This is a genomic window from Testudinibacter sp. P27/CKL/0425 (assembly GCF_052931395.1).
Genome location: NZ_CM128801.1, coordinates 941,432 through 962,157, shown reverse-complemented (window position 1 = coordinate 962,157; position 20,726 = coordinate 941,432). Strand labels below are relative to the sequence as shown.

The 20,726-nt window shown below is 49.3% G+C and carries 20 protein-coding genes and 1 pseudogene; 15 read left to right on the top strand and 6 right to left on the bottom strand.

The window, feature by feature from the left end; translation table 11 throughout:
- Positions 1-90 precede the first annotated feature (90 nt).
- The 6 genes and pseudogenes from ACUHGC_RS04805 to ACUHGC_RS04780 all read left to right on the top strand — a co-directional run bounded on the left by ACUHGC_RS04805 (position 91) and on the right by ACUHGC_RS04780 (position 6,267).
- A complete protein-coding gene (locus tag ACUHGC_RS04805) occupies positions 91-531 on the top strand; it encodes a rhodanese-like domain-containing protein (protein ID WP_446834504.1) in 441 nt (146 codons plus the stop codon).
- A gap of 32 nt (positions 532-563) precedes the next feature.
- The gene (secB, locus tag ACUHGC_RS04800; protein WP_446834503.1) at positions 564-1,073 is read left to right on the top strand and encodes a protein-export chaperone SecB; all 510 of its coding nucleotides are present in this window, start codon (positions 564-566) and stop codon (positions 1,071-1,073) included.
- Positions 1,074-1,186: 113 nt separating this feature from the next.
- The gene (gpsA, locus tag ACUHGC_RS04795) at positions 1,187-2,212 is read left to right on the top strand and encodes an NAD(P)H-dependent glycerol-3-phosphate dehydrogenase (protein ID WP_446834502.1); all 1,026 of its coding nucleotides are present in this window, start codon (positions 1,187-1,189) and stop codon (positions 2,210-2,212) included.
- A gap of 12 nt (positions 2,213-2,224) precedes the next feature.
- Positions 2,225-3,046: a serine O-acetyltransferase gene (gene cysE / locus ACUHGC_RS04790; RefSeq protein WP_446834839.1), complete on the top strand. Its 822-nt coding sequence runs from the start codon at positions 2,225-2,227 to the stop codon at positions 3,044-3,046.
- Positions 3,047-3,336: 290 nt separating this feature from the next.
- Positions 3,337-4,734, top strand: a complete 1,398-nt coding sequence (locus ACUHGC_RS04785) for a hypothetical protein (RefSeq protein WP_446834501.1) — start codon at positions 3,337-3,339, stop codon at positions 4,732-4,734.
- A 66-nt stretch (positions 4,735-4,800) separates the two neighbouring features.
- Positions 4,801-6,267 (top strand): annotated as a pseudogene (locus ACUHGC_RS04780) (surface lipoprotein assembly modifier).
- A 25-nt stretch (positions 6,268-6,292) separates the two neighbouring features.
- On the opposite strand, the gene ACUHGC_RS04775 reads toward ACUHGC_RS04780, so the two are convergent.
- Complete coding sequence (locus ACUHGC_RS04775) at positions 6,293-6,871, bottom strand: LysE/ArgO family amino acid transporter (RefSeq protein WP_446834500.1); 579 nt, start codon at positions 6,869-6,871, stop codon at positions 6,293-6,295.
- Positions 6,872-7,018: 147 nt separating this feature from the next.
- On the opposite strand from ACUHGC_RS04775, the gene mutM reads away from it, so the two are divergent.
- Positions 7,019-7,849: a bifunctional DNA-formamidopyrimidine glycosylase/DNA-(apurinic or apyrimidinic site) lyase gene (mutM, locus tag ACUHGC_RS04770; protein WP_446834499.1), complete on the top strand. Its 831-nt coding sequence runs from the start codon at positions 7,019-7,021 to the stop codon at positions 7,847-7,849.
- A gap of 169 nt (positions 7,850-8,018) precedes the next feature.
- On the opposite strand, the gene argE is transcribed toward mutM, so the two are convergent.
- Entirely contained in the window at positions 8,019-9,161 is a 1,143-nt protein-coding gene (argE, locus tag ACUHGC_RS04765) for an acetylornithine deacetylase (protein ID WP_446834498.1), read from the bottom strand.
- 157 nt (positions 9,162-9,318) lie between these two features.
- Between argE and argC the strand changes: the two genes are divergently transcribed.
- From argC to crcB, 7 genes are all read left to right on the top strand, one after another.
- Complete coding sequence (gene argC, locus ACUHGC_RS04760; RefSeq protein WP_446834497.1) at positions 9,319-10,341, top strand: N-acetyl-gamma-glutamyl-phosphate reductase; 1,023 nt, start codon at positions 9,319-9,321, stop codon at positions 10,339-10,341.
- A 13-nt stretch (positions 10,342-10,354) separates the two neighbouring features.
- Complete coding sequence (gene argB, locus ACUHGC_RS04755; protein WP_446834496.1) at positions 10,355-11,128, top strand: acetylglutamate kinase; 774 nt, start codon at positions 10,355-10,357, stop codon at positions 11,126-11,128.
- A gap of 296 nt (positions 11,129-11,424) precedes the next feature.
- Positions 11,425-12,798 (top strand): argininosuccinate lyase, encoded by a 1,374-nt coding sequence (gene argH / locus ACUHGC_RS04750; protein ID WP_446834495.1) that lies wholly within the window; start codon positions 11,425-11,427, stop codon positions 12,796-12,798.
- An 86-nt stretch (positions 12,799-12,884) separates the two neighbouring features.
- Entirely contained in the window at positions 12,885-13,181 is a 297-nt protein-coding gene (locus ACUHGC_RS04745; protein WP_446834494.1) for a DUF2288 domain-containing protein, read from the top strand.
- A 108-nt stretch (positions 13,182-13,289) separates the two neighbouring features.
- Positions 13,290-14,111 carry a Cof-type HAD-IIB family hydrolase gene (locus ACUHGC_RS04740; protein ID WP_446834493.1) on the top strand — a complete coding sequence of 274 codons (822 nt, stop codon included), beginning with the start codon at positions 13,290-13,292 and terminating at the stop codon, positions 14,109-14,111.
- Between the two features lie 12 nt (positions 14,112-14,123).
- A complete protein-coding gene (locus ACUHGC_RS04735) occupies positions 14,124-14,738 on the top strand; it encodes a glutathione S-transferase N-terminal domain-containing protein (protein WP_446834492.1) in 615 nt (204 codons plus the stop codon).
- A 9-nt stretch (positions 14,739-14,747) separates the two neighbouring features.
- Complete coding sequence (crcB, locus tag ACUHGC_RS04730; protein ID WP_446834491.1) at positions 14,748-15,122, top strand: fluoride efflux transporter CrcB; 375 nt, start codon at positions 14,748-14,750, stop codon at positions 15,120-15,122.
- Positions 15,123-15,456: 334 nt separating this feature from the next.
- On the opposite strand, the gene ACUHGC_RS04725 is transcribed toward crcB, so the two are convergent.
- Complete coding sequence (locus tag ACUHGC_RS04725; RefSeq protein WP_446834490.1) at positions 15,457-16,725, bottom strand: NRAMP family divalent metal transporter; 1,269 nt, start codon at positions 16,723-16,725, stop codon at positions 15,457-15,459.
- Positions 16,726-17,059: 334 nt separating this feature from the next.
- The gene (locus ACUHGC_RS04720) at positions 17,060-18,235 is read right to left on the bottom strand and encodes an MFS transporter (RefSeq protein WP_446834489.1); all 1,176 of its coding nucleotides are present in this window, start codon (positions 18,233-18,235) and stop codon (positions 17,060-17,062) included.
- Between the two features lie 158 nt (positions 18,236-18,393).
- Between ACUHGC_RS04720 and ACUHGC_RS04715 the strand changes: the two genes are divergently transcribed.
- Positions 18,394-19,056, top strand: a complete 663-nt coding sequence (locus ACUHGC_RS04715) for a trimeric intracellular cation channel family protein (RefSeq protein ID WP_446834488.1) — start codon at positions 18,394-18,396, stop codon at positions 19,054-19,056.
- A 39-nt stretch (positions 19,057-19,095) separates the two neighbouring features.
- Here ACUHGC_RS04715 and mtnN read toward each other — a convergent pair whose 3' ends face one another.
- Together mtnN and ACUHGC_RS04705 are read right to left on the bottom strand one after the other, a co-directional pair.
- Positions 19,096-19,788: a 5'-methylthioadenosine/S-adenosylhomocysteine nucleosidase gene (mtnN, locus tag ACUHGC_RS04710; RefSeq protein WP_446834487.1), complete on the bottom strand. Its 693-nt coding sequence runs from the start codon at positions 19,786-19,788 to the stop codon at positions 19,096-19,098.
- Positions 19,789-19,827: 39 nt separating this feature from the next.
- Positions 19,828-20,610, bottom strand: a complete 783-nt coding sequence (locus ACUHGC_RS04705) for a thiol:disulfide interchange protein (protein ID WP_446834486.1) — start codon at positions 20,608-20,610, stop codon at positions 19,828-19,830.
- Positions 20,611-20,726: the final 116 nt, after the last annotated feature.

Sequence of the window (20,726 nt, the reverse complement as noted above, 5' to 3'; positions counted from 1 at the left end):
CCCGCCCAGTTTTATTTGGTTAAACCGGATAAGAGCGGTTATACTTAGCACTCTTTTAACTATTATTATTTTTACGGATTGAGATTTTAAATGGAAGATTTTATCCCTAAGGCTATCGAATTTGCCGGCAATCACACCATTATGGTCGCTGCTTGGGTTGTGGTGTTTATCGGCGTGATCGTCACCTTTGTCAAATCGGCAACATCGTCGGTGAAAGTGGTCGACAACGCACAACTGACCCAACTGCTGAATAAAGAAAACGGCGTGGTGGTTGATGTCCGCACGTTAGACGAATTCCAACGCGGTCACATTATCGGCAGCGTCCAACTATTGCCAAGTGAAATTAAAAACAACAAAGCCAGCGTGTTGGAAAAACACAAAAATGCACCGTTAATCGTGGCTGATGCCAGCGGATTAGGCTCGGAAGCGTTGGCAAATCAGTTACACAAACAAGGTTTCGCACAAGTTTACAGTTTGAAAGAAGGGATTGGCGGCTGGCGCGCGGCGAATCTGCCTTTGGTTAAACATTAATTTTCTATTTTCATCATATAAGGGAGCTGACAATGGCTGACGAGAACAATCAACAAGCGGCAAACACCGAAGAACAAGCGGTTCAACCGACGTTACAAATTCAACGCATCTATGTAAAAGACGTTTCTTTCGAAGCACCGAACCTGCCAACCATTTTCCAACAAGAGTGGAAACCGAATCTGCAATTCGATCTGAACACCGAAACCGTTGAACTTGCCGAAGGTTTATACGAAGTTTGCCTGAATCTGACCGTGGAAACCACGCTGGAAGACAGCGGCGACGTTGCGTTTATCTGCGAAGTAAAACAAGCCGGCGTGTTCACCGTGTTAGGCTTGGAAGGCGTGCAACTGGCACACTGCCTGACCGCACAATGCCCGAATATGCTGTTCCCGTATGCGCGCGAATTGATTTCCAGCTTAGTCAACCGCGGCACATTCCCGGCGCTGAACTTATCGCCGGTGAACTTCGATGCGCTGTTTATGCAACAACTACAAGCACAGCAAGAAGAAATCGAGAAAAGCGCAGAGGTGCAAACGCACTAATTTCGCATTAAATCATTGCGCTTAATTACATAAATCGCAGGCAATTGCCTGCGATTTTGTTTTAGAATATGCCTATGCCTTTTTGTATCGACTATTTTGCAAGAGAGGAAAAAATGCCTACCGCACTTAGCAACACGCCAATCACCGTTTTAGGCGCCGGCTCGTTCGGCACGTCACTCGCAATTGCTTTTTCACGCAACGGCTACCCGACCTACCTGTGGGGGCACGATGCCGGACATTTACAACGGCTGGCGCAAGAACGTCAAAACAGCACCTTTTTGCCCGGCATTTCTTTTCCGGAATCGTTGATTATCGAACCGAGTTTAGCCAAAGCGATTCAAGCCTCACGCGACATTCTGCTGGTAGTGCCGAGCCATGTGTTCGGCGATGTGATTGCACAAATCAAACCGCTGCTGCGCGATGACAGCCGTTTAATCTGGGCGACCAAAGGCTTAGAGCGCGACAGCGGACGCTTATTGCAAGAGGTGGTGAAAGAACAGCTCGGCAGCCACTACCCGCTCGCAGTGCTGTCCGGCCCGACCTTCGCCAAAGAGCTGGCAAACGGCTTGCCGACCGCAATTGCCCTTGCTTCTGACAACGAACAATTTGCGCGCGAAGTGCAAACCCGCATTCATTGCAGCAAGCATTTTCGAGTGTATATCAACACCGACATGATCGGCGTGCAGCTGGGCGGCGCGGTGAAAAACGTGATCGCTATCGGCGCCGGGATTTCCGACGGCATGGGCTTTGGCGCCAATGCCAGAACCGCACTTATCACCCGCGGTATTGCCGAAATCACCCGTTTGGGGCTATCATTGGGCGCACAGCCCGCCACTTTTATGGGCATGGCGGGGTTAGGCGATTTGGTGCTGACCTGCACCGACGACCAGTCACGCAACCGTCGTTTCGGCTTAATGTTAGGGCAAGGCTTCGGCGCACAACAGGCGCTGGACAATATCGGGCAAGTGGTCGAAGGCTTTTATAACACCAAAGAAGCGCACCTGCTGGCACAGCGGCAAGGGATTGAAATGCCGATCACCGAACAGATCTACCAAGTGCTGTTCTGCGGCAAAGATGCGCGCGACGCGGCGGTCGCCTTGTTGGGGCGCGAACGCAAAGAAGAATACACCAGAGAGTAAGTTATGACCGAAATGTCTCCGCAAAAGTTACTGGATTTATGGCTGTCGATTCGCAACGAAGCTAAAGAGTTGGTGGAAAGCGAACCGATGTTGGCGAGCTTTTTCCACGCCACGATTTTAAAGCATTATGATTTAGGCTTGGCGCTGAGCTATATTCTGGCAAACAAGCTGTCGAACCCGATCATGCCCGCCATTGCGCTGAAAGAGATTATCGAAGAAGCCTACGAGCAAAACCCCGATCTGATCCTGTTTGCCGCCAGTGATTTAATCGCGGTGCGCGAGCGCGATCCGGCGGTGAATATGTGCTCCACGCCGCTGCTCTATCTCAAAGGCTACCACGCGCTGCAAAGCTACCGCATCACCCATTATTTGTGGAAAGTCGGCAGAAAACCGTTGGCGATTTACCTGCAAAACCAAATCTCGGTGGCGTTTGACGTGGACATTCACCCCGCCGCGCGCATCGGCAAAGGAATTATGCTCGATCACGCCACCGGCATTGTGATCGGCGAAACCGCGGTGATTGAGGACGACGTTTCGATTCTACAAGGCGTAACCCTAGGCGGAACAGGCAAAGAGTGCGGCGATCGCCACCCGAAAGTGCGCGAAGGCGTGATGATCGGCGCGGGCGCGAAAATTCTCGGCAATATCGAAGTCGGACGCTTCGCCAAAATCGGCGCCGGCTCGGTGGTGCTACAAGCCGTGCCCGAATACGCCACCGCCGCCGGTGTGCCCGCCAAAGTCATTGGTCACCACCAGCAAAACAAACCGTCTTTCGAAATGGATCAATATTTTGAAGATGACGAACAACTGCAATATGAGTTTAGGAATATCTAACACTCACGCTGCTTAATCTTTCCGTTTACACAGGAATATGCCTGAAAACAGAGAGAGTAAGCGGCGATTTAAGCCCAATCCGATAAAATCCCCTCCCCTTTTTTGAAATTTCACTCCATTTTTCATTAAAAATGTGAGCTAGATCTAAATTTTTAGTTAAAGATCGCTAAAGCCTTGTTTTTTTAAACTTAAAAAGTTTAATGATTTCATTGTCAATTTTGGAGTGAAAAACCATTAAGCGGCTATTTTTCTTTTTTTCTGCCAACTATTTACCACTAAAGGAATCGCTTATGAAACCAACAATAAAAACGACGGCACTTGCTGTATTAATTTCTCTCGGTGTTGCTGCTTGCGGCTCGTCCGGCGGCTCATCAACCCAAAAAACCACCACCAACAACACCGCTACAACCACCACAGACCAAAGCGCCGATCAAATTGCCGCAGTCCAAAAAGCTGCTGCAGAAAAAGCGAAAACCGCGCAAGATGCCGCCAATAAAAAAGTCACAGACAGCCAAACTAAGATTACAAAACTGACTCAAGATCTCGCCGCTACTGACCAAAGCAAAAAAGCGGAAGTGGAGAAATTACAGCAGCAACTTGCCGCCGAAAAACAACGTTTGGCAGATGCACAAAAAGCAGCAGCAGAGCTATCATTACAAGACGCTAAAAATGCCACTGTTGCCTTGCAGAAACAGCTTGAAGCAACCCAAAGTGCGGTCGCTGCCGCTAATAAAAAAATCGCAGACAGCCAAAATAAGATCACAAAACTGACTCAAGATCTCGCTGCGGCTGACCAAAGCAAAAAAGCGGAAATTGCAAAATTAGAAAAACAGTTAGCAAATGAAAAAGCGCTGTTAAAAAAAGAGAAAGCGACTGCGGTCGAATTACAAAATCAGTTAACAAAATTTAAGGCTGAAAACCCAACTGTTGGCTATGCTGCAGATTGGCGGATCCGAGTGTCCAACGTTCCAAGAGAGGCTCGTTCGACCTTAATTGACGGCACCTTGGATTATCTCTTACAGCCCGGTGCCAGTGAAGAAGAACGCTTGCGCAAATTCTTATTCGCGCCAGCAACCTCCGGCATCTTAAATCAGCCTCGCGACAACCAATGGAATGACTATATGGTTAATAACACGATTGACGGAAAGCGCGTCAACATGACTTATAGCACATACCGTTACAGCGAAGAAGATGCTTATCTGGCGGAACTTCAGGCTTCTGGAACAATCGATGGAAAAGAGATTAATCCAACGTCAATCGTTTTATACGGCGGAAATGCAACCCCTGCCGATAAATTTACTGAATTGCAAAAACTCGATGCCAAAAAAACCTATAGCGTGAAAGTTGCTCCGGGTCTAAACCGTTGGCATGACAGCTACGATATTGCGTTAACTGCCGATTTCGGGAAAGCGGTTATTTCCGGAAAAGCTGTCAAAATGGATAACAATCCTTTTACTGCGCCCGGCGATCTTATTTTTCCAGAAAATCCAATCTACACCAAAGACGGTATTATCCAATTTGGTGGCGATAACTATGTAGATGTTGAATTTACTGGTGTCAACGGCGGTTATAAAGGCGAAGATCAACTTAATTATCTAGGCATGATGGTTGGTGCAGAGGCTGAAAAAATTGTTGGTCGAATTGGTGGTAACACCATGATTGGTCACGAAAAAAATAATCCGTTCTGATTGACTTCAACCCTGAGGCGCAGCTGCGCCTCTCTTTTTTAATAAGCATAACGACACCCTATTCCCATGAAAAAACGCCTTGCTACTCTCACTTTAACCGCACTTGCTATTTCCAGTACGATGGCACAAGCCCCAGAATCGATCAATCAGCCGCTACTGCCCGAAAACATTCAAAATGTTGCACAGCCAGCGCCACCAAGCATTCCGATTGATGAACAAGCGCCGAACAGCGTCGAATTGGCAAAACTGAAGCGTGAACTGTTGCTATCAAATCTGCAACTCACCCAAGATTGGCTCAATCTGGCATTGCAGCAACATAATCCGGAATTAATCCAAGAACTGCTCGCGATTTACCGCACTTTCCCACAGCATGATCCGATTCTGGCTCGCTTTTCCGAGGCAACACTGGCGCAGCTGGCAAAAGATTATTCGCTTGCTATTGCACATTTGCGCGAAATTTTAGCCGTCAATCCAGAGCTCAATCCGGTGCGGATTGAGCTGGCGAAAGCCCTGTTTCATGATCACCAAGACAACGCCGCGCGCGATCAATTTGAAAAAGCGCAAAGTGCGGTCGGCGTGCCGCAGCCCATTCGGCAGGTGATTGCGGCATATTTAAATGCGCTGCAACAACGCAGCGGTTGGCAAAGCGGCATTAGCGCTTATTATCTGCGCGATAGCAATGTTAATAATGTTAATAATGCCTCCTCCAATCCCTATATTGAGAATACCAATTTTGACAGCATACAAAAAGGCGACAGTATGTTGCCGCAATCTGCGCACGGCATTGCCTATTCGTTTAATTTAGAACGAGATTTCAACCTCAATGGCTCGCACTATCTGCATTTCAGCACCGAATTGTTCGGCAAGAATTTTTGGGACAATCATGCGTATGATGATATTTATAACCGCACTTACCTCGGCTATAAGCATAAAAGTGCGGTGCAAACTTGGGCTGTGTTGCCATTTTATGAAAAACGCTGGTATGGCAATCAATCCTATAAATAGGCAAACGGTGTGCGTGGCGAATATCGCCGCTGGCTAAATAACAACTGGCAAATTTCCACCGCACTTGAACACGCCGAACAGCATTACTACGACAGCCAAACCCTGAACGGACACAGCCGACTGGCTTCCGCAACCCTGCTTTGGCTGCGCAACCCGCGCCAGTTCTTTTATCTTGGCGCCGATTATAACCGTGAAAAAACGCGTGAGCTGCAATACCGCAACAACACCCGAACAGTGCGCTTGGGCTGGGGGCAGGAGTGGCAATGGGGCATTTCGTCGCGTTTAGGCTTTGCCTATGCTCAACGAAACTACAAAGAGCAGGCGCGCTTAGGCAAAATATTGCAGCTCGGCAAAGCGCGGAACGACAAAATTTACAGTGTGAATCTGACGCTCTGGAAGCGTGATTGGCATTTGTGGGGCATCACCCCTAAACTGCATTTCAGCTGGAAAAAACAAGACAGCAACCTGCCGTCGATGTATTCCTATAGCCAGAAAAATGCCAATCTGATTTTTGAAAAGACATTTTAGCGCCAAAAGTGCGGTTTAACCGCACTTACACAAGCGTTAAAGCGTAGCGAATCAGGCTGAAGGCAATTAGCCACATCACGCAGCCGATAACGAAATCCAGAATCCGCCAGGTGATCGGGCGTTTAAACAGTGGGATCAGCAGGCGGGCGCCATAACCGAGGCTGAAAAACCATAAGCCGGAGGCGAACACCGCACCGATCAAAAATTGGATTTTTTGTTCAAACAGCAGTGTTGAGGCAATTCCGCCGATAATCACCACCGTATCCAGATAGACGTGCGGATTGAGCAGCGTGAAACCAAGCGTGACCAACACCGCTTTAACCGCACTTTGCGGCTTGTCGTCTTGCGGATCGAGATTCAGCCCGCTGTTGCCTCGATACGCGCTACGAAACGCGCGCGCACCGTACACCAGCAAAAACAGCGCACCGATAGCGGCTAACGCCAGCGTGGCGCTTGGGCTTTGGCTGATCAGGCTGCCAAGCCCCAGCACGCCGACGCAAATCAGCGCAAAATCACACAAAAAGCAGGTAAGCGCGATCCAAAAGGTATGCCGTTTCAACAAGCCCTGTTTCAACACGAACGCATTTTGCGCGCCAATTGCCACGATTAAGCTGCCCGACACCAAGAAACAAAGAAACAAAGAAACAAAGAAACAAAGAAAAGCAAACTATACCCGATTTAATCAACAGCTGAAAGAAAAATCAGGATTAGGTAAAATAGCGGTTCTTGATCCTGGAGCGAATAATACATTATGCCTGAATTACCTGAAGTCGAAACCACCCTGCGCGGCATTGCGCCCTATGTGATGGGGCAATATATCGAACAAATCCGCGTCCACCGCCCGAAACTGCGTTGGGAAGTCAGCCCCGAGCTGAGCGAGCTGTATAACGTGCGCGTCAACGGTTTACAGCGCCGTGCTAAATACCTGATTTTAGAAACCGAGCAGGGCTATATTATCGGACATTTGGGAATGTCCGGCTCGCTGCGCGTGGTCGATGCCGACGATCCGACGCAAAGTGCGGTACGCGATAAACACGATCATCTGGAATTTATTTTTGCCAACGGCAAAATCCTGCGCTATAACGATCCGCGTCGTTTCGGTGCCTGGTTGTGGACGAAAAGCCTGGCGGATTTTCCGCTGTTTGCCAAGCTCGGCCCCGAGCCGCTTTCCGAGGCGTTTAATGCCGAGTATTTTTGGCAAAAAAGCCGCAATAAAAACACGGTGATCAAGTCGGTTATTATGAACAATGCGGTAGTGGTCGGCGTGGGCAATATTTACGCCAATGAAACGCTGTTTCTGTGCGGCATTCATCCACTCACACCAAGTAAGCAATTGACACAAGCGCAGTGTACGCAATTAGTTGAGCAAATAAAGTTGGTGTTGCGCGACGCGATTCGTCAAGGTGGCACGTCGCTTAAAGATTTTATTCAACCCGACGGTCGCCCGGGTTATTTCGCACAGCAGTTGTATATTTACGGCAAAGCCGGTGAGCCTTGCCCGACTTGCGGCAATAAAATCGAAAGTGCGGTTATCGGGCAGCGGAATAGTTTTTATTGTCCTAAGTGTCAGCCGTTAGATTAGTGGATTTTCGGTACTTGCCGTAGGCCGGGCTTGCTAGCCCAGCATAAACCGCACTTATAACATTTCCTTTATTTATTAGATAGCTATGATGTAATTTCATTCTGGATTGTGGCAACTAAATAGCACTCTCTCCGCACGTGGAAGGGGCGAAGATAAGACTAATCAGCGTCTACCCGCAAAAATGACCAATCAGCTTCGCCAGTAGATCTCTGGTCGGTTGCACATATTGGCTTTCTAAAAACTCATCGGGTTGGTGCGCTTGTTCGATTGAACCAGGTCCGAGCACCAGTGTCGGGCACAGTTGTTGAATAAACGGCGCTTCGGTGCAGTAATTCACGGTTTCAGCTTTTTCACCCAACAGTTTTTCCACCACTTGCACCACTTGTGCCGAGTGGGCGCATTCATAACCCGGAATCGGTTCATAAAGTGCGGTCAGGGTCACCCGATCACCCCAGCGTTCGATCAGCGGTTGCAAGGCGTGTTGCATCATTTCATTCAGATCTTTCAATTCCAAATTCGGCAACGGGCGAATATCGAATTGCAATTCGCAGCAGGCGCAGATCCGATTAAGCGCATCGCCGCCGTGAATATTGCCGAAATTCATGGTCGGATATGGAATTGCAAAGCCGTCATGGCGGTATTTTTCACGCAAATGATTACGCAGATCAATCAGCTTGCCGGTGGCGTGGTGCATAATTTCGATCGCATTCACCCCTTTATCGGGATCACTGGAGTGCCCAGACTTGCCGATCACCCGCACCGCATTGCCCATGTAGCCTTTGTGCGCGCGAATCGGTTTCAGTGATGACGGCTCGCCGATAATCGCACAATCGGGGCGAATGTAGCTGTGCTGTGCAAAGGTGCGTGCACCGAGCATGGTGGTTTCTTCATCGGCAGTTGCCAAAATCCGCAACGGTTTTTTGAGCAACGTCAAATCCATGTTCGCCACGGTGTCGACAATAAACGCAAAAAAGCCTTTCATGTCTGCCGTGCCTAAACCATAAAATTTGCCGTCTTTTTCGGTGAGCTTGAACGGGTCAAACGTCCAGCGCCCTTCATCAAACGGCACAGTGTCGGTGTGGCCGGCAAGCAACAAACCGCCCTCGCCCTCGCCGTAGGTGGCAAGCAGGTTATATTTATCACGAGAACCTTCGACCGCAATCATCTCGGTTTTAAAGCCTAGCGAATCCAACCAGCCCGCCAGCGTTTCAATCAGAATGCGGTTAGACTGATCTTCCGTCGGCTCTAAGCTGCTGATGGTCGGCAACCCAATCAAAGTGCGGTATAAATCGAGAAATTGCGGCACTGCCATAGTTATTCCTTAAATTATCATTTGCTTTAATCTTGTATAATTATGCAAATTATCGCATAATTAAGCATTGTTCAGTTTGCGCTCACGGTGAGTGCAAATCCGGTATAAATCACATACAATAGCGTTAACTTTTCTGTTATAAGGACTAGCGTACCCCATGTCAAAATTAAAAGCCATCATTGTCGGCGCCAGCGGCTACACCGGCGCAGAACTTGCCCTGATTTTAAACCGCCACCCGAATTTTGAACTGAGCGGATTGTATGTTTCCAGCAACAGCGCCGATGCAAATAAACCGATTTCGGCATTATACCCGCAATTGAAAAGCGTGGTCGATCTGCCGTTGCAACCATTGCCGGCAGGCAACGAAGCAATCGGCGAATTGGCAAGCCAATTTGACACCGTGTTCCTTGCCACCGCCCACGAAGTCAGCCACGATTATGCGCCGATTTTCCTTGAACAAGGCTGTCAGGTGTTTGATCTCTCGGGGGCGTATCGTGTCAACAAAGCGGAATTTTATACCGACTATTATGGCTTCACTCACCAATATCCGCAACTATTGCAAAGTGCGGTTTACGGCTTGGCGGAATGGAACCACGAGCAGATTAAACAGACCGATTTGGTCGCGGTGGCGGGCTGTTATCCAACCGTGTCGCAATTGAGTTTGAAACCGTTGTTGGAAAGCGATCTGATCGACCGTTCGCAATTGCCGGTGATCAACGCCGTCAGCGGTGTGAGTGGTGCGGGACGCAAAGCCAGTTTAACCAGCAGTTTTTGCGAAGTGAGCCTGAATCCGTATGGCGTGTTCAACCACCGTCATCAGCCTGAAATCGCCACCCATTTGGGTTGTGAAGTGATTTTCACACCGCACTTGGGCAATTTCAAACGCGGCATTTTAGCCACCATCACCGCCAAACTGAAAGCAGGCGTGACCGCCGAGCAGGTGCAACAGGCATTTGAACAAGCCTATCAAGGTCGCCCACTGGTGCGCCTGTGCGGACGCAACTTCCCGTCGATTAAACAGGTGGAATTCACCCCGTTCTGCGATATTGCGTTTGCAGTGAAAGACAGCCACATTATTATTGTAGGCGCAGAAGACAACTTGCTGAAAGGTGCATCGGCACAGGCAGTGCAGTGTGCCAATATTCGCTACAACTTCCCTGAAACCTTAGGGCTATTTTAAAACAGGACAGATCATGAACGCATTAGTATTGAAAGTCGGCGGCGTGCTGCTCGACACCCCGCAAGCGATGGATAACCTGCTGACCGCACTTGCCGACTATCGCCGTCAGCATAACCGCCCGATTGTGATCGTCCACGGCGGTGGAATCGTGGTGGATAATTTGATGAAAAAATTGAATCTGCCGGTGAGCAAGAAAAACGGTTTGCGCATCACGCCAAGCGATCAGATCGACATTATCGTCGGCGCACTGGCAGGCACGGCAAATAAAACCCTGTTGGCAAAAGCTCTGACCATGCAGCTGAACGCAGTCGGACTGTTTTTAGCTGACGGCAATATGACACGCGCACAGCAGTTCGATCCGGATTTAGGGCACGTTGCTAATGTAATTCCGCACGATCCGACACTGTTGCAACAACTGCTGCAAGCGGATTTCTTGCCGATCATCAGTTCAATCGGTTTAGATGATCAAGGGCGGTTGATGAACGTGAATGCCGATCAAGCGGCAATCACCATTGCCAAGTTGCTCGATGCCGATTTGGTGATGTTGTCCGATGTGGACGGGGTGCTTGATGCCAATAAACAGCGGATTCCGGAATTGAATGGCGCACAAATTGCTCAGTTAATCGCTGATCAGGTGATCACCGACGGCATGATCGTTAAAGTCAATGCGGCGTTGGAAGCGGCGAAAGATTTAGGGCGTGGCGTGGACATCGCCAACTGGAAACACCCTGATAAGCTGACCTCACTTTTAAGCGGCGAGATTGTGGGGACACGGATTCGAATTTAAGGTGTCAGGGGAATATTACAATTTCCCTCCCTCAGTCCTTCGGACAGCTCCCTCCGCCTGCGGAAGGAGCGAAAAATAATAACAAGGTAAGTTTTCTACTGGTTATTATTCCCTCCAATTGCTGAGGGAGAAAAAATAATAACAAGGTGGATTTTCTGCCTGTTATTTCCCTCCCTCCGCAAGCGGAGGGAGTACCATTTTTGTAAAAAAATGGGGAGGGAGGGAAAAACGATATATCAAACACAATACACTATAAAAACTGAATAACACGATTTAATCACAAAAAGAGGAACACTATGGCACTTTGGGGCGGACGCTTCACGCAAGCGGCGGATCAACGGTTTAAACAATTTAACGACTCATTGGTTTTTGACTACCGTTTGGCAGAACAAGATATTGAGGGCTCAATCGGCTGGTCGAAAGCCTTAACTGCGGTGGGCGTGTTGACTGCTGCCGAACAGCAGCAATTGGAAAACGCACTGCAAGAGCTGCATAGCCTAGTCGCCGCTGATCCGCAAATTATTTTGCAAGATGATCACGAAGACATTCACAGCTGGGTGGAAAGCAAGCTGATTGAAAAAGTGGGCGATCTGGGCAAAAAATTGCATACCGGGCGCAGCCGTAACGATCAGGTGGCGTTAGACATCAAATTGTGGTGCAAGCAGCAAGTGACCGAATTGCAAAAATCTATCCGCCAATTGCAACGCAAACTGGTCGCCACCGCCGAAGCCAATCAAAGTGCGGTTATGCCGGGTTACACCCATTTACAACGTGCGCAACCCGTGACATTCGCCCACTGGTGTTTAGCCTATTTTGAAATGTTGGAACGTGATTACAGCCGCCTTGCCGATGCGTATCAACGCATGAACAGCTGCCCGCTGGGTTGCGGCGCGCTGGCAGGCACGGCGTATCCGATTGATCGTGAACAGCTGGCACAGGATTTGGGCTTTGCTTCCGCCACGCACAACAGCCTTGATACGGTTTCTGATCGCGATCACATTATCGAACTGCTGTCAGTGGCATCACTCAGCATGGTTCACTTGTCTCGCTTTGCGGAAGATTTGATTATCTTCAACAGTGGCGAAGCCAATTTCGTTGAATTGTCCGATAAGGTTACTTCCGGCTCTTCGCTGATGCCGCAAAAGAAAAACCCTGATGCGTGCGAGCTGATCCGCGGCAAAACCGGGCGTGTCGTTGGGGCATTAAATGGCATGTTAATGACGGTGAAAGGCTTACCGCTAGCGTATAACAAAGATATGCAAGAGGACAAAGAGGGCATTTTCGATGCGCTGGATACATGGCATGACTGTTTAGACATGGCAACGCTGGTGCTGGAAGACATTAAAGTCAACACGGAACGCACCCGCGACGCGGCACTGAAAGGCTACTCCAACGCCACCGAACTTGCGGATTACTTGGTCGCCAAAGGCATTCCGTTCCGTGATTCGCACCATATCGTTGGTGAAGCGGTGGTGTATGCGATTCAGCAACAAAAAGCGTTAGAAGCGCTGAGCTTGGAGGAATTTCAGCAATTCAGCCAAGTGATTGCTGACGATGTGTATCCGATTCTGTCGCTGCAATCCTGCCTCGACAAACGCTGCGCCAAAGGCGGTGTCGCACCACAGCGCGTGGCGGAAGCGATTGCAAATGCCAAAGTGCGGTCGGCGTAATTCAGCTTTGTCTAGATTGCTATCGGGTTTCTGTTAAACGAAATCCGATAGCGGATTTCTCACTCAAATTGATAACCGAATCTGTTATGCAAAACCCAACCGATCTCAACCAACAAACCGCTAAAATTCACTGGCATGAATTGCAACCGCACTTTGCGCGCGGCAGGGTGCTGTATGTCGAACCGCAATTGGATTTAATCGAAGTGACGCAAGCGATGTTGCAAGACAACAGCCGCTATATTGCCGAGCTGATCGAGCAACAACGAATTTATCCGGTCAGCGAATCGCAAGCGCTGGATTTTTATCAGCAAAATCAACTGATGTGGGCAGTGGTGTTGGCGCCTTGGGTATTGGCACAGCCGGTAGCAGCAACGTTGCAATAAGTAAGACAATCAACGTTCACTTGTTAAAGAAACAAAAATAATCCAACAATCATCACCGCACTTTGCTATCATAAAACGCAATTCCTTCTCTTTTATCTAGGATTGTGTATGGCTTTCAATCACCTTTTTCAGGCGGTGGTGTCCGATTTAGACGGCACGCTACTCACTCATCAACACGTCATCGGCAGCTACAGTGCCGAAACCATTAAACGTTTGGAAGATCAAGGCATTGATATTGTGCTGGCTTCCGGACGCAATTACACTGACGTTTCGCATATTTTGAGAAAAATCGAATCGGAACGTGCGGCGATGATCACCTCAAACGGCGCGCGAATCCATGATTTGCACGGTAATCTGCTGTACAGCAACAGCTTGCAGGAAGACATTGCGTTCGAGCTGATGAATCTGGAATTTGACCCGCAGCGCGTGGTGCTCAATTCCTATCAAGACGACGGCTGGTTTATCAATATTGATTTGCAACAACTGCGCAAATACCACAAAGATTCCGGCTTTGATTATCAGGTGATCGATTTTTCCCGCCACCACGGGCGCGGCACCGAAAAGGTATTTTTTATCGGCAAAACCGCCGAGGATTTATCGCCGATTGAACAGCAAATTCGTCGCCAATACGGCGAAAAAGTCAGTATGACCTACTCCACTCCGATCTGTCTGGAAATTATGAATCAAGGAGTGACCAAAGCGCACGCGCTGGCGCATTTGCTGCAAGATCGCGCCTACGAATTAAGCGACTGCATCGCGTTCGGCGACGGCATGAACGACATAGAGATGCTGACCGAAGTCGGGCGCGGCTGCGTGATGCGCAATGCCGATCCGAGAGTGAAAAACGCGCTACCGCACTTGCAGCAAATCGGCTTGAATCGTGACGAATCGGTCGCCGCCTATCTGCGTGCATTATTTAAGTTAAGCTAAACGAGGTGCAAGATGAAACTTTGGTACTCCACCACCAGCCCGTTCGTGCGCAAAGTGCGGTCAGTGATTGCCCATCATCAATTAGAAAATCAAGTTGAACTGCTGCCGAACGTGGCGGCAAAAGCCGAATCGCCGCACAATCAGGACAACCCGCTCGGGCGAATCCCTGCGCTGCAAACCGATCAGGGCGAATGGCTATTTAACAGCAGCCTGATTGCCGAATATCTGGACAGTTTAGGCAGCCAAACCGCGCTTTTCCCGCAAGACGAAAACCGCTGGCAAGTGCTGAATTTCCATGCGATTGCCGACGGTATTATGGAAAACACTTTGCTGTATTTGGGCGAACGCATGATGCGCGATCCGGCGGAGTGGTGGAATCTGCGCCACCAGCAGCTAATTGAGCGCAATATCCGCTCGCTGCGTTATTTGGAACAGCGGTTAGACCAAATTGGCACAGAACTGAATATCGCCACCCTGTATCTGGTATGCGTGATCGATTTCTTCCATTTCCGCTTGAATTTTATCGGCGTCAATCCGGCGGAAATCGTGCCGCAGCTTGACCAATGGGCGCAGCAAATGAACCTGCGTTACCCTTGTTTGGCTGATACTAAGCCGTATCAAGCATAGTATTAGCGTATGAAAACGCTATTGCTGTTATGTGGCGGCGCTAGTTTGGGCGCGATTGCCCGCTGGGCGCTGTCGCTGTTACTCAATCCGTTGCTGAGCCAAATTGCGCTCGGCACCTTGATTGCCAACTGCCTCGGCAGCCTGCTGATTGGCGTGTTAATCGGCGTGTTTATCTCATTTCCGGCGATCAGCGCCGAATGGCGGCTGTTTTTAGTGACCGGCTTTCTCGGCAGTTTCACCACTTTTTCAGCATTTTCCGGCGAAGTGATCGAAAAACTGCTGAACGATAAATGGCTGAACGGCATTGGAGTGATTTTCGCCCATTTGTGCGGCGCGCTGCTGTGTACCGCACTTGGGGTTTATCTTTGGAAAGTGTTGCACTAGCCGCACTTCGCGACCTGATTCACATAGTACGCAATGCCTCCCCCAGCCTTCGGCAGCCCCCTCCGTAAACGGAGAGGGCGAAAGAAATATTGTTGCCTATGATTGGTGATATCGCTGATTTTGTCTCCCTCCGCCTGCGGAGGGAGATGCCCGAAGGGCAGAGGGAGGCAATGCGATATTGATTTCATAACAGTAGCAAACACAGTTGCGACATTCATGGAGACTGACAATGAAAACCCTGATAGCGGAACAATTCGACAGCGCTTTCTACTTAACCGCATAAATGCAAAAAGGATAGCAAACGCTATCCTTTTGAACTCAAAGTGCGGTTGGCTTATCCCAACAACCCAAGCTGCTGCACGATAAACAGCAACGCGAATGCAGTCAGGTAGATCAAGCCGATAATCGACAGCCAGTATAAACCTTTACTGATTTTATGTTCGCCCTTCAGCACCAGCAATAAATTCAAGGTAGCGAAAATCGGCGTAGACACAAACGACGCGATCATCGCAAATTGCAGCATCGGCGCAAGCGCATTGTTAAAGAAGAACAGTACAACTAGACCCGACACCGTAGTAAACAGCATTGACAAGTTCAGATAACCTTGACGGGTTTCTTGTTTATTCAAAATTAAACGAGCGGCTTCAATGTTAGTACGGCTATAGCCGTCAATTACAGTAATTGTTGTGCCGAACATGCAACAGAAAGCGATAAAGGCGATCAATAAACGAGACCATTCACCAATAGTGACCGCATACATATTGATTAACTGTGCGATATAGCGACCACCGACACGTTCAACTTCCACCCCCGAACCGTGCTGCACCAATGCACCCAACGCCAAGAAAACCAGCGCCAACAGCGCCGTGCCGATATAACCGACGTTGAAGTCAAACAGACCGTCACGGTAAGAGACGTTAGTCAAACGGCGTTTTGCCACCACCCACATCGAGTTGATCGCCGAGATCTCAATCGGCGCCGGCATCCAGCCCATCAATGCCACGATAAACGCTAACGCGCCCAAGTTCCACGGCGTTGCGCTAACATAATCCGCCGGTGCGACCGCGCCACGGCTCATCGCAATCAGCACGGCAATCACTGTCGCCAAGGTTAAGCTGATCATAATCGCTTTCGATACGCCGTCCAGCACTCGATATTTGCCTAACAACAGCAATAACAGGCTGATTGCCAGTACGATGGTGCTCAAAATCGGCATCGGCACGCTAAACGGTAAAATGAATGAAAGAATAACCGCACACAATAGCCCTACCGCCGCAGTGTTAATGATCGCGGCAAACACGTTCATAATGGTGAAAATCCACAGATAGAACTGCCCTTTTTGGCGATAACCTTCTAGCAAAGTATTACCTGAATCCAGGGTATATTGTGCACCGAAGCGGAAAAACGGATATTTGAACAGATTTGCCAAAATAATAATAATCGCTAACTGCCAGCCGTAAATCGCGCCGGATTGGGTGGAAGCGATCAAGTGCGATCCCCCGACCGCCGCTGATGCCATTAAAATGCCCGGCCCCAACGCGCTCAGCTTGGTTCTCCAGTTGGAAATTTCTTCGTCTTGAATTGATTCTGTGTTGGTTGTCATAATGTTGATCTCAAGGTTCTTTCTTTAGTCAATGGGTCAATCTGGCAATAAGCTGTTCAAAAAATAAAACACCACGGCAAGTAGGCTTGACGAATATGTTTTATATTTGCAAAAACACTGCGCATTAACACTTTAATTTTAAGAGAAATTAAAATAAAAAACTGCTTTTTTCCAAATAAACAAAATAAAAAACTATTAATATTTTTATAAAGTCGACTTATCTTTTCAGACAAGGTGTTTGAGTTTACTGATTATTTCTGGGCTTGGCAATCGACTTTGTGCAATTTTCACACGCAAGTGTTAAAAAGTTGACAGTAGAAAGTGCTTTAAACGGCTATTTTTGCAGTTTAAACATTCCGTACAATAACCACAACACCAGCAATAACAGCAGCATAGCCGAAGGAGCGACCCAATACCAGCCGAGCTGCTGCCACACGGTCAACAAATAGTTACCACCGATACTGGCGCCCAGATAATAACTGGAAAGATACAGTGCCGACGCCAAGGCGCGCGCGTGAGTGGCATTTTTGCCGACCCAAGCGCTGGCAAGGGCGTGGGTGAAGAAAAAGCCGATGCTGCACAATAACAGCCCGGTAATCAGAATCAACAATGACTGACTGATCAACAACAACATTCCACACATCAACAGTAGCCAGCCTAAAAACATTCCGCGCGGTGCGCTAAAACGACGGCTGAAGCGCCCCGCCATTGAGGCGGCGAACGTGCCGCTCAAATAGCACAGGAACAACAGCGAGACTTGCAACGTGCTGAGCAGCCACGGCGCTTGCTGCAAACGCAAACCGATCACCGAAAACATATTCACGAACATGCCGAAACAGATGCCGCTGATTAAGAAGGTGCGCCATAACAGCGGATTTTTGATATGCCCGCAAAGATTGGCAAGAATGGTTTTGAATGCCAGCGATTGCGGCGTAAAATGCCGCTCTTTCGGCAAACAGAAATAGGTCAACAACGCGCCACCAAGAGTGAAAAGTGCGGTCACAATCATCGGTGCGTTTAAGCCGAATATCTCAGCCAGCAAGCCACCGAGAATCCGCCCGGAAATGCCGCCGATCGAATTGGCGGCGATATAAATCCCGACCGCCGGAATCACCGCGTCGGCTTCAAATTCCTCACTGATATAAGCAATCGCCACCGCCGGCAAGCCTGCTAAAGCAATGCCTTGCAAAAAGCGCAACACAATCCAAGCGGTGATCGAATCGCTGAACACCAATAAAAACGAAAACAGCGCGCTCAAGCTCAAACTCAGCAACATCACAAGCCGCCGTCCATAGCGATCTGCCAACAGCGCCCACGGAATCAGGCACAGACTCATGCCGAGCGACGCTGCAGCAAAGATCCCGTTCGCGACATTCAGCGATACGCCGTAGCGTTCGACAAATAACGACAACAGCGGCTGCACCACATACAGATTGGCAAACACCAAAAAAGAGGAAACCGACAGCACCAAAGTTGCCCAGAAATAGGCTCGGGTTTTTGTTTTAATCATCACACGCACATTTGATAACAATTTGATTACATCATAAGCCGAAGTGCGGTTTATACAAGGGCTTGATCACAAAAATGTTCGCTTGTTCAAATTTTTCTTTATCTAAAGCGCAAATCCGCTTACGCTATGCTACCTGATTTTTTCTTCCGAACCGCATTATGTTACTGACCGTGCTTTATATTATCGGCATCACGGCCGAGGCAATCACCGGCGCACTGGCTGCCGGACGTGAAAAAATGGATTTGTTCGGCGTGATCATCATCGCCTCGATGACCGCCATTGGCGGCGGCTCAATTCGGGATATGCTGCTCGGACACTACCCTCTCGGCTGGGTCGCGCACCCCGAATATATTATGATCGTCGCAAGTGCGGCGGTGTTGACGGTGTTTATCGCACCGCTGATGCGCTATTTCCGCACGGTGTTCCTAGTGCTGGATGCGTTGGGATTGATTGTGTTTTCGATTATCGGCGCACAAGTGGCACTGGATATGGGGCACGGATTTATTATCGCCTCGGTGGCAGCGGTGGTGACCGGCGCTTTCGGCGGCGTGCTGCGCGATCTGCTTTGTAACCGCATTCCGTTGGTGTTTCAAAAAGAGTTGTATGCCAGTATCGCGCTGTTATCGGCGGCAATCTATTTTGCGCTACCGCACTTTGGCATTCCACACAGCCTGGTGGTGATCATCACCTTGCTCAGCGGCTTCGGCTTGCGCCTGTTGGCGATCTATTTCCACTTGTCGCTGCCAGTATTTGATTATCAGGAGCAAGAGGAGCCGCCAAAACCGCTGTTGGAAAAATGGCACAAAAACCGGAAAAAATAAGCCGTTATCCGGCTAGTCGTCGGGCGGATAGCCGCCCGATTATTGCAGCTCCGCCAACATCGCCAGCACCATTTCCGAGGATTGCTGCGCCGCCAGCGGCAAAAATTCATCAAACGAGAGATGAGATTCCTTGTCCGCCACATCCGACACCGCGCGCACCACCACAAACGGCAGATCAAACGAGAAGCAGACCTGTGCAATCGCCGCCGCTTCCATTTCCACCGCAATCGCCTGTGGGAAATCAGCTTTGATCGCCGCAATTTGTTGTTCGCCGTTACAGAACATATCGCCGCTGCAAACCAGCCCTTTGACCGCACTTTTGCCCTGCGTTTGCAACGCTTTTTCCGCCAATTCAATCAATGCCTGATTCGACGGAAAAGCCGCCGGACAGCCCGGCAATTGCCCTTTGGCATAGCCGAATGCGGTCACATCGGCGTCATGGTAAGCGGTTTCGGTGGAAATAATCACATCGCCGATATTCAGCTCGGCGCAAATGCCACCGGCAGAACCGGTGTTGATCACACAATCCGGTTTCGCCGATAAAATCAGTGCGGTGGTCGCCATTGCCGCTGCCGCTTTGCCGATGCCGGATTGAATCAGCGCCACCTCCAAGCCGTCCAAATTGCCTTGATACAAGGTACAACCGGCAAGTTGGCGGGTGCTGACATCCGTCATTTTATTGCGTAAAATTTCAACTTCTTGCGCCATTGCGCCGACAATTCCGATTTTCATGCTGGGTTCCTTAGTTTGCGCCTTAGTGAGTTCTTCATTTTATGGATTCGTGTTGGCTGAAGTGCGGTTTGCGCCCGCAACAAATGTGGTTTTGCGCTGTTTCTGCTGCAAAATGCGGGAAATTAAAAAATCCATCACCGCAAAAGTATAATCATCGTTATACAAGGTGCTGCTGGTTAACACATATTGCCCGTCAATCACCAAAAACGGGCTGGTGAACACCCCGTATTTTTCGGTCTGTTCCACCGCTTCTTGCGCCTTGGCGGCGACTGCCGGTGAATTGAGCTGCATTAAAAACTGATCCAACGCCACACTGTGTCCGATCAGCCAGTGATATAAATTCTCGCCGTGTTGCAGCGAATTTTTGCCTTGCAATTCGGCACTGTCGAATAGCAGTAATTCCGCCAGCCCTTGTCTATCCATCCCCTTAAGGCTGTAATATACATTCGGGCTGAACAGCACCTCCGGCACCGCGATCGGCTCCAACATCAGCTGGATCTGCTCCTCGTGCAGTCGCTGATACAAGCTGAGATTATCAAACGCCGTCAGGCAATGGGCACACTCATAAGTGAAAAACAGTTTGACTTCGATCCGATTATCAATCGGCTTCGATTTGATCGGCGTGGCATAGGAAAAATAGTCTTTGCCGTCCTCAAAAGCAAACGGCGCGCTTTCTCCTTCCGCTTCTGCCGCAACTTGCTCACTCGTCTGCGGCTCGTCGTTTTCGGCTTTGGCGCTCGCGACTTGCTCCGCCCAAGCTTGCGAACAGGCAAAAGCGAAAAAGGCACCGATCAGTAACAGCCAACGTTTTTCCGTTCTCATGGTATGACTTGATATACTCCACCCGATATTGGTTACTATTTTTGCGTTCCGCCGCGAACTTCGCCAGCGACTTTACCAAATTACGCAAAATCATCGTTAATCGCCGTTATTTTACG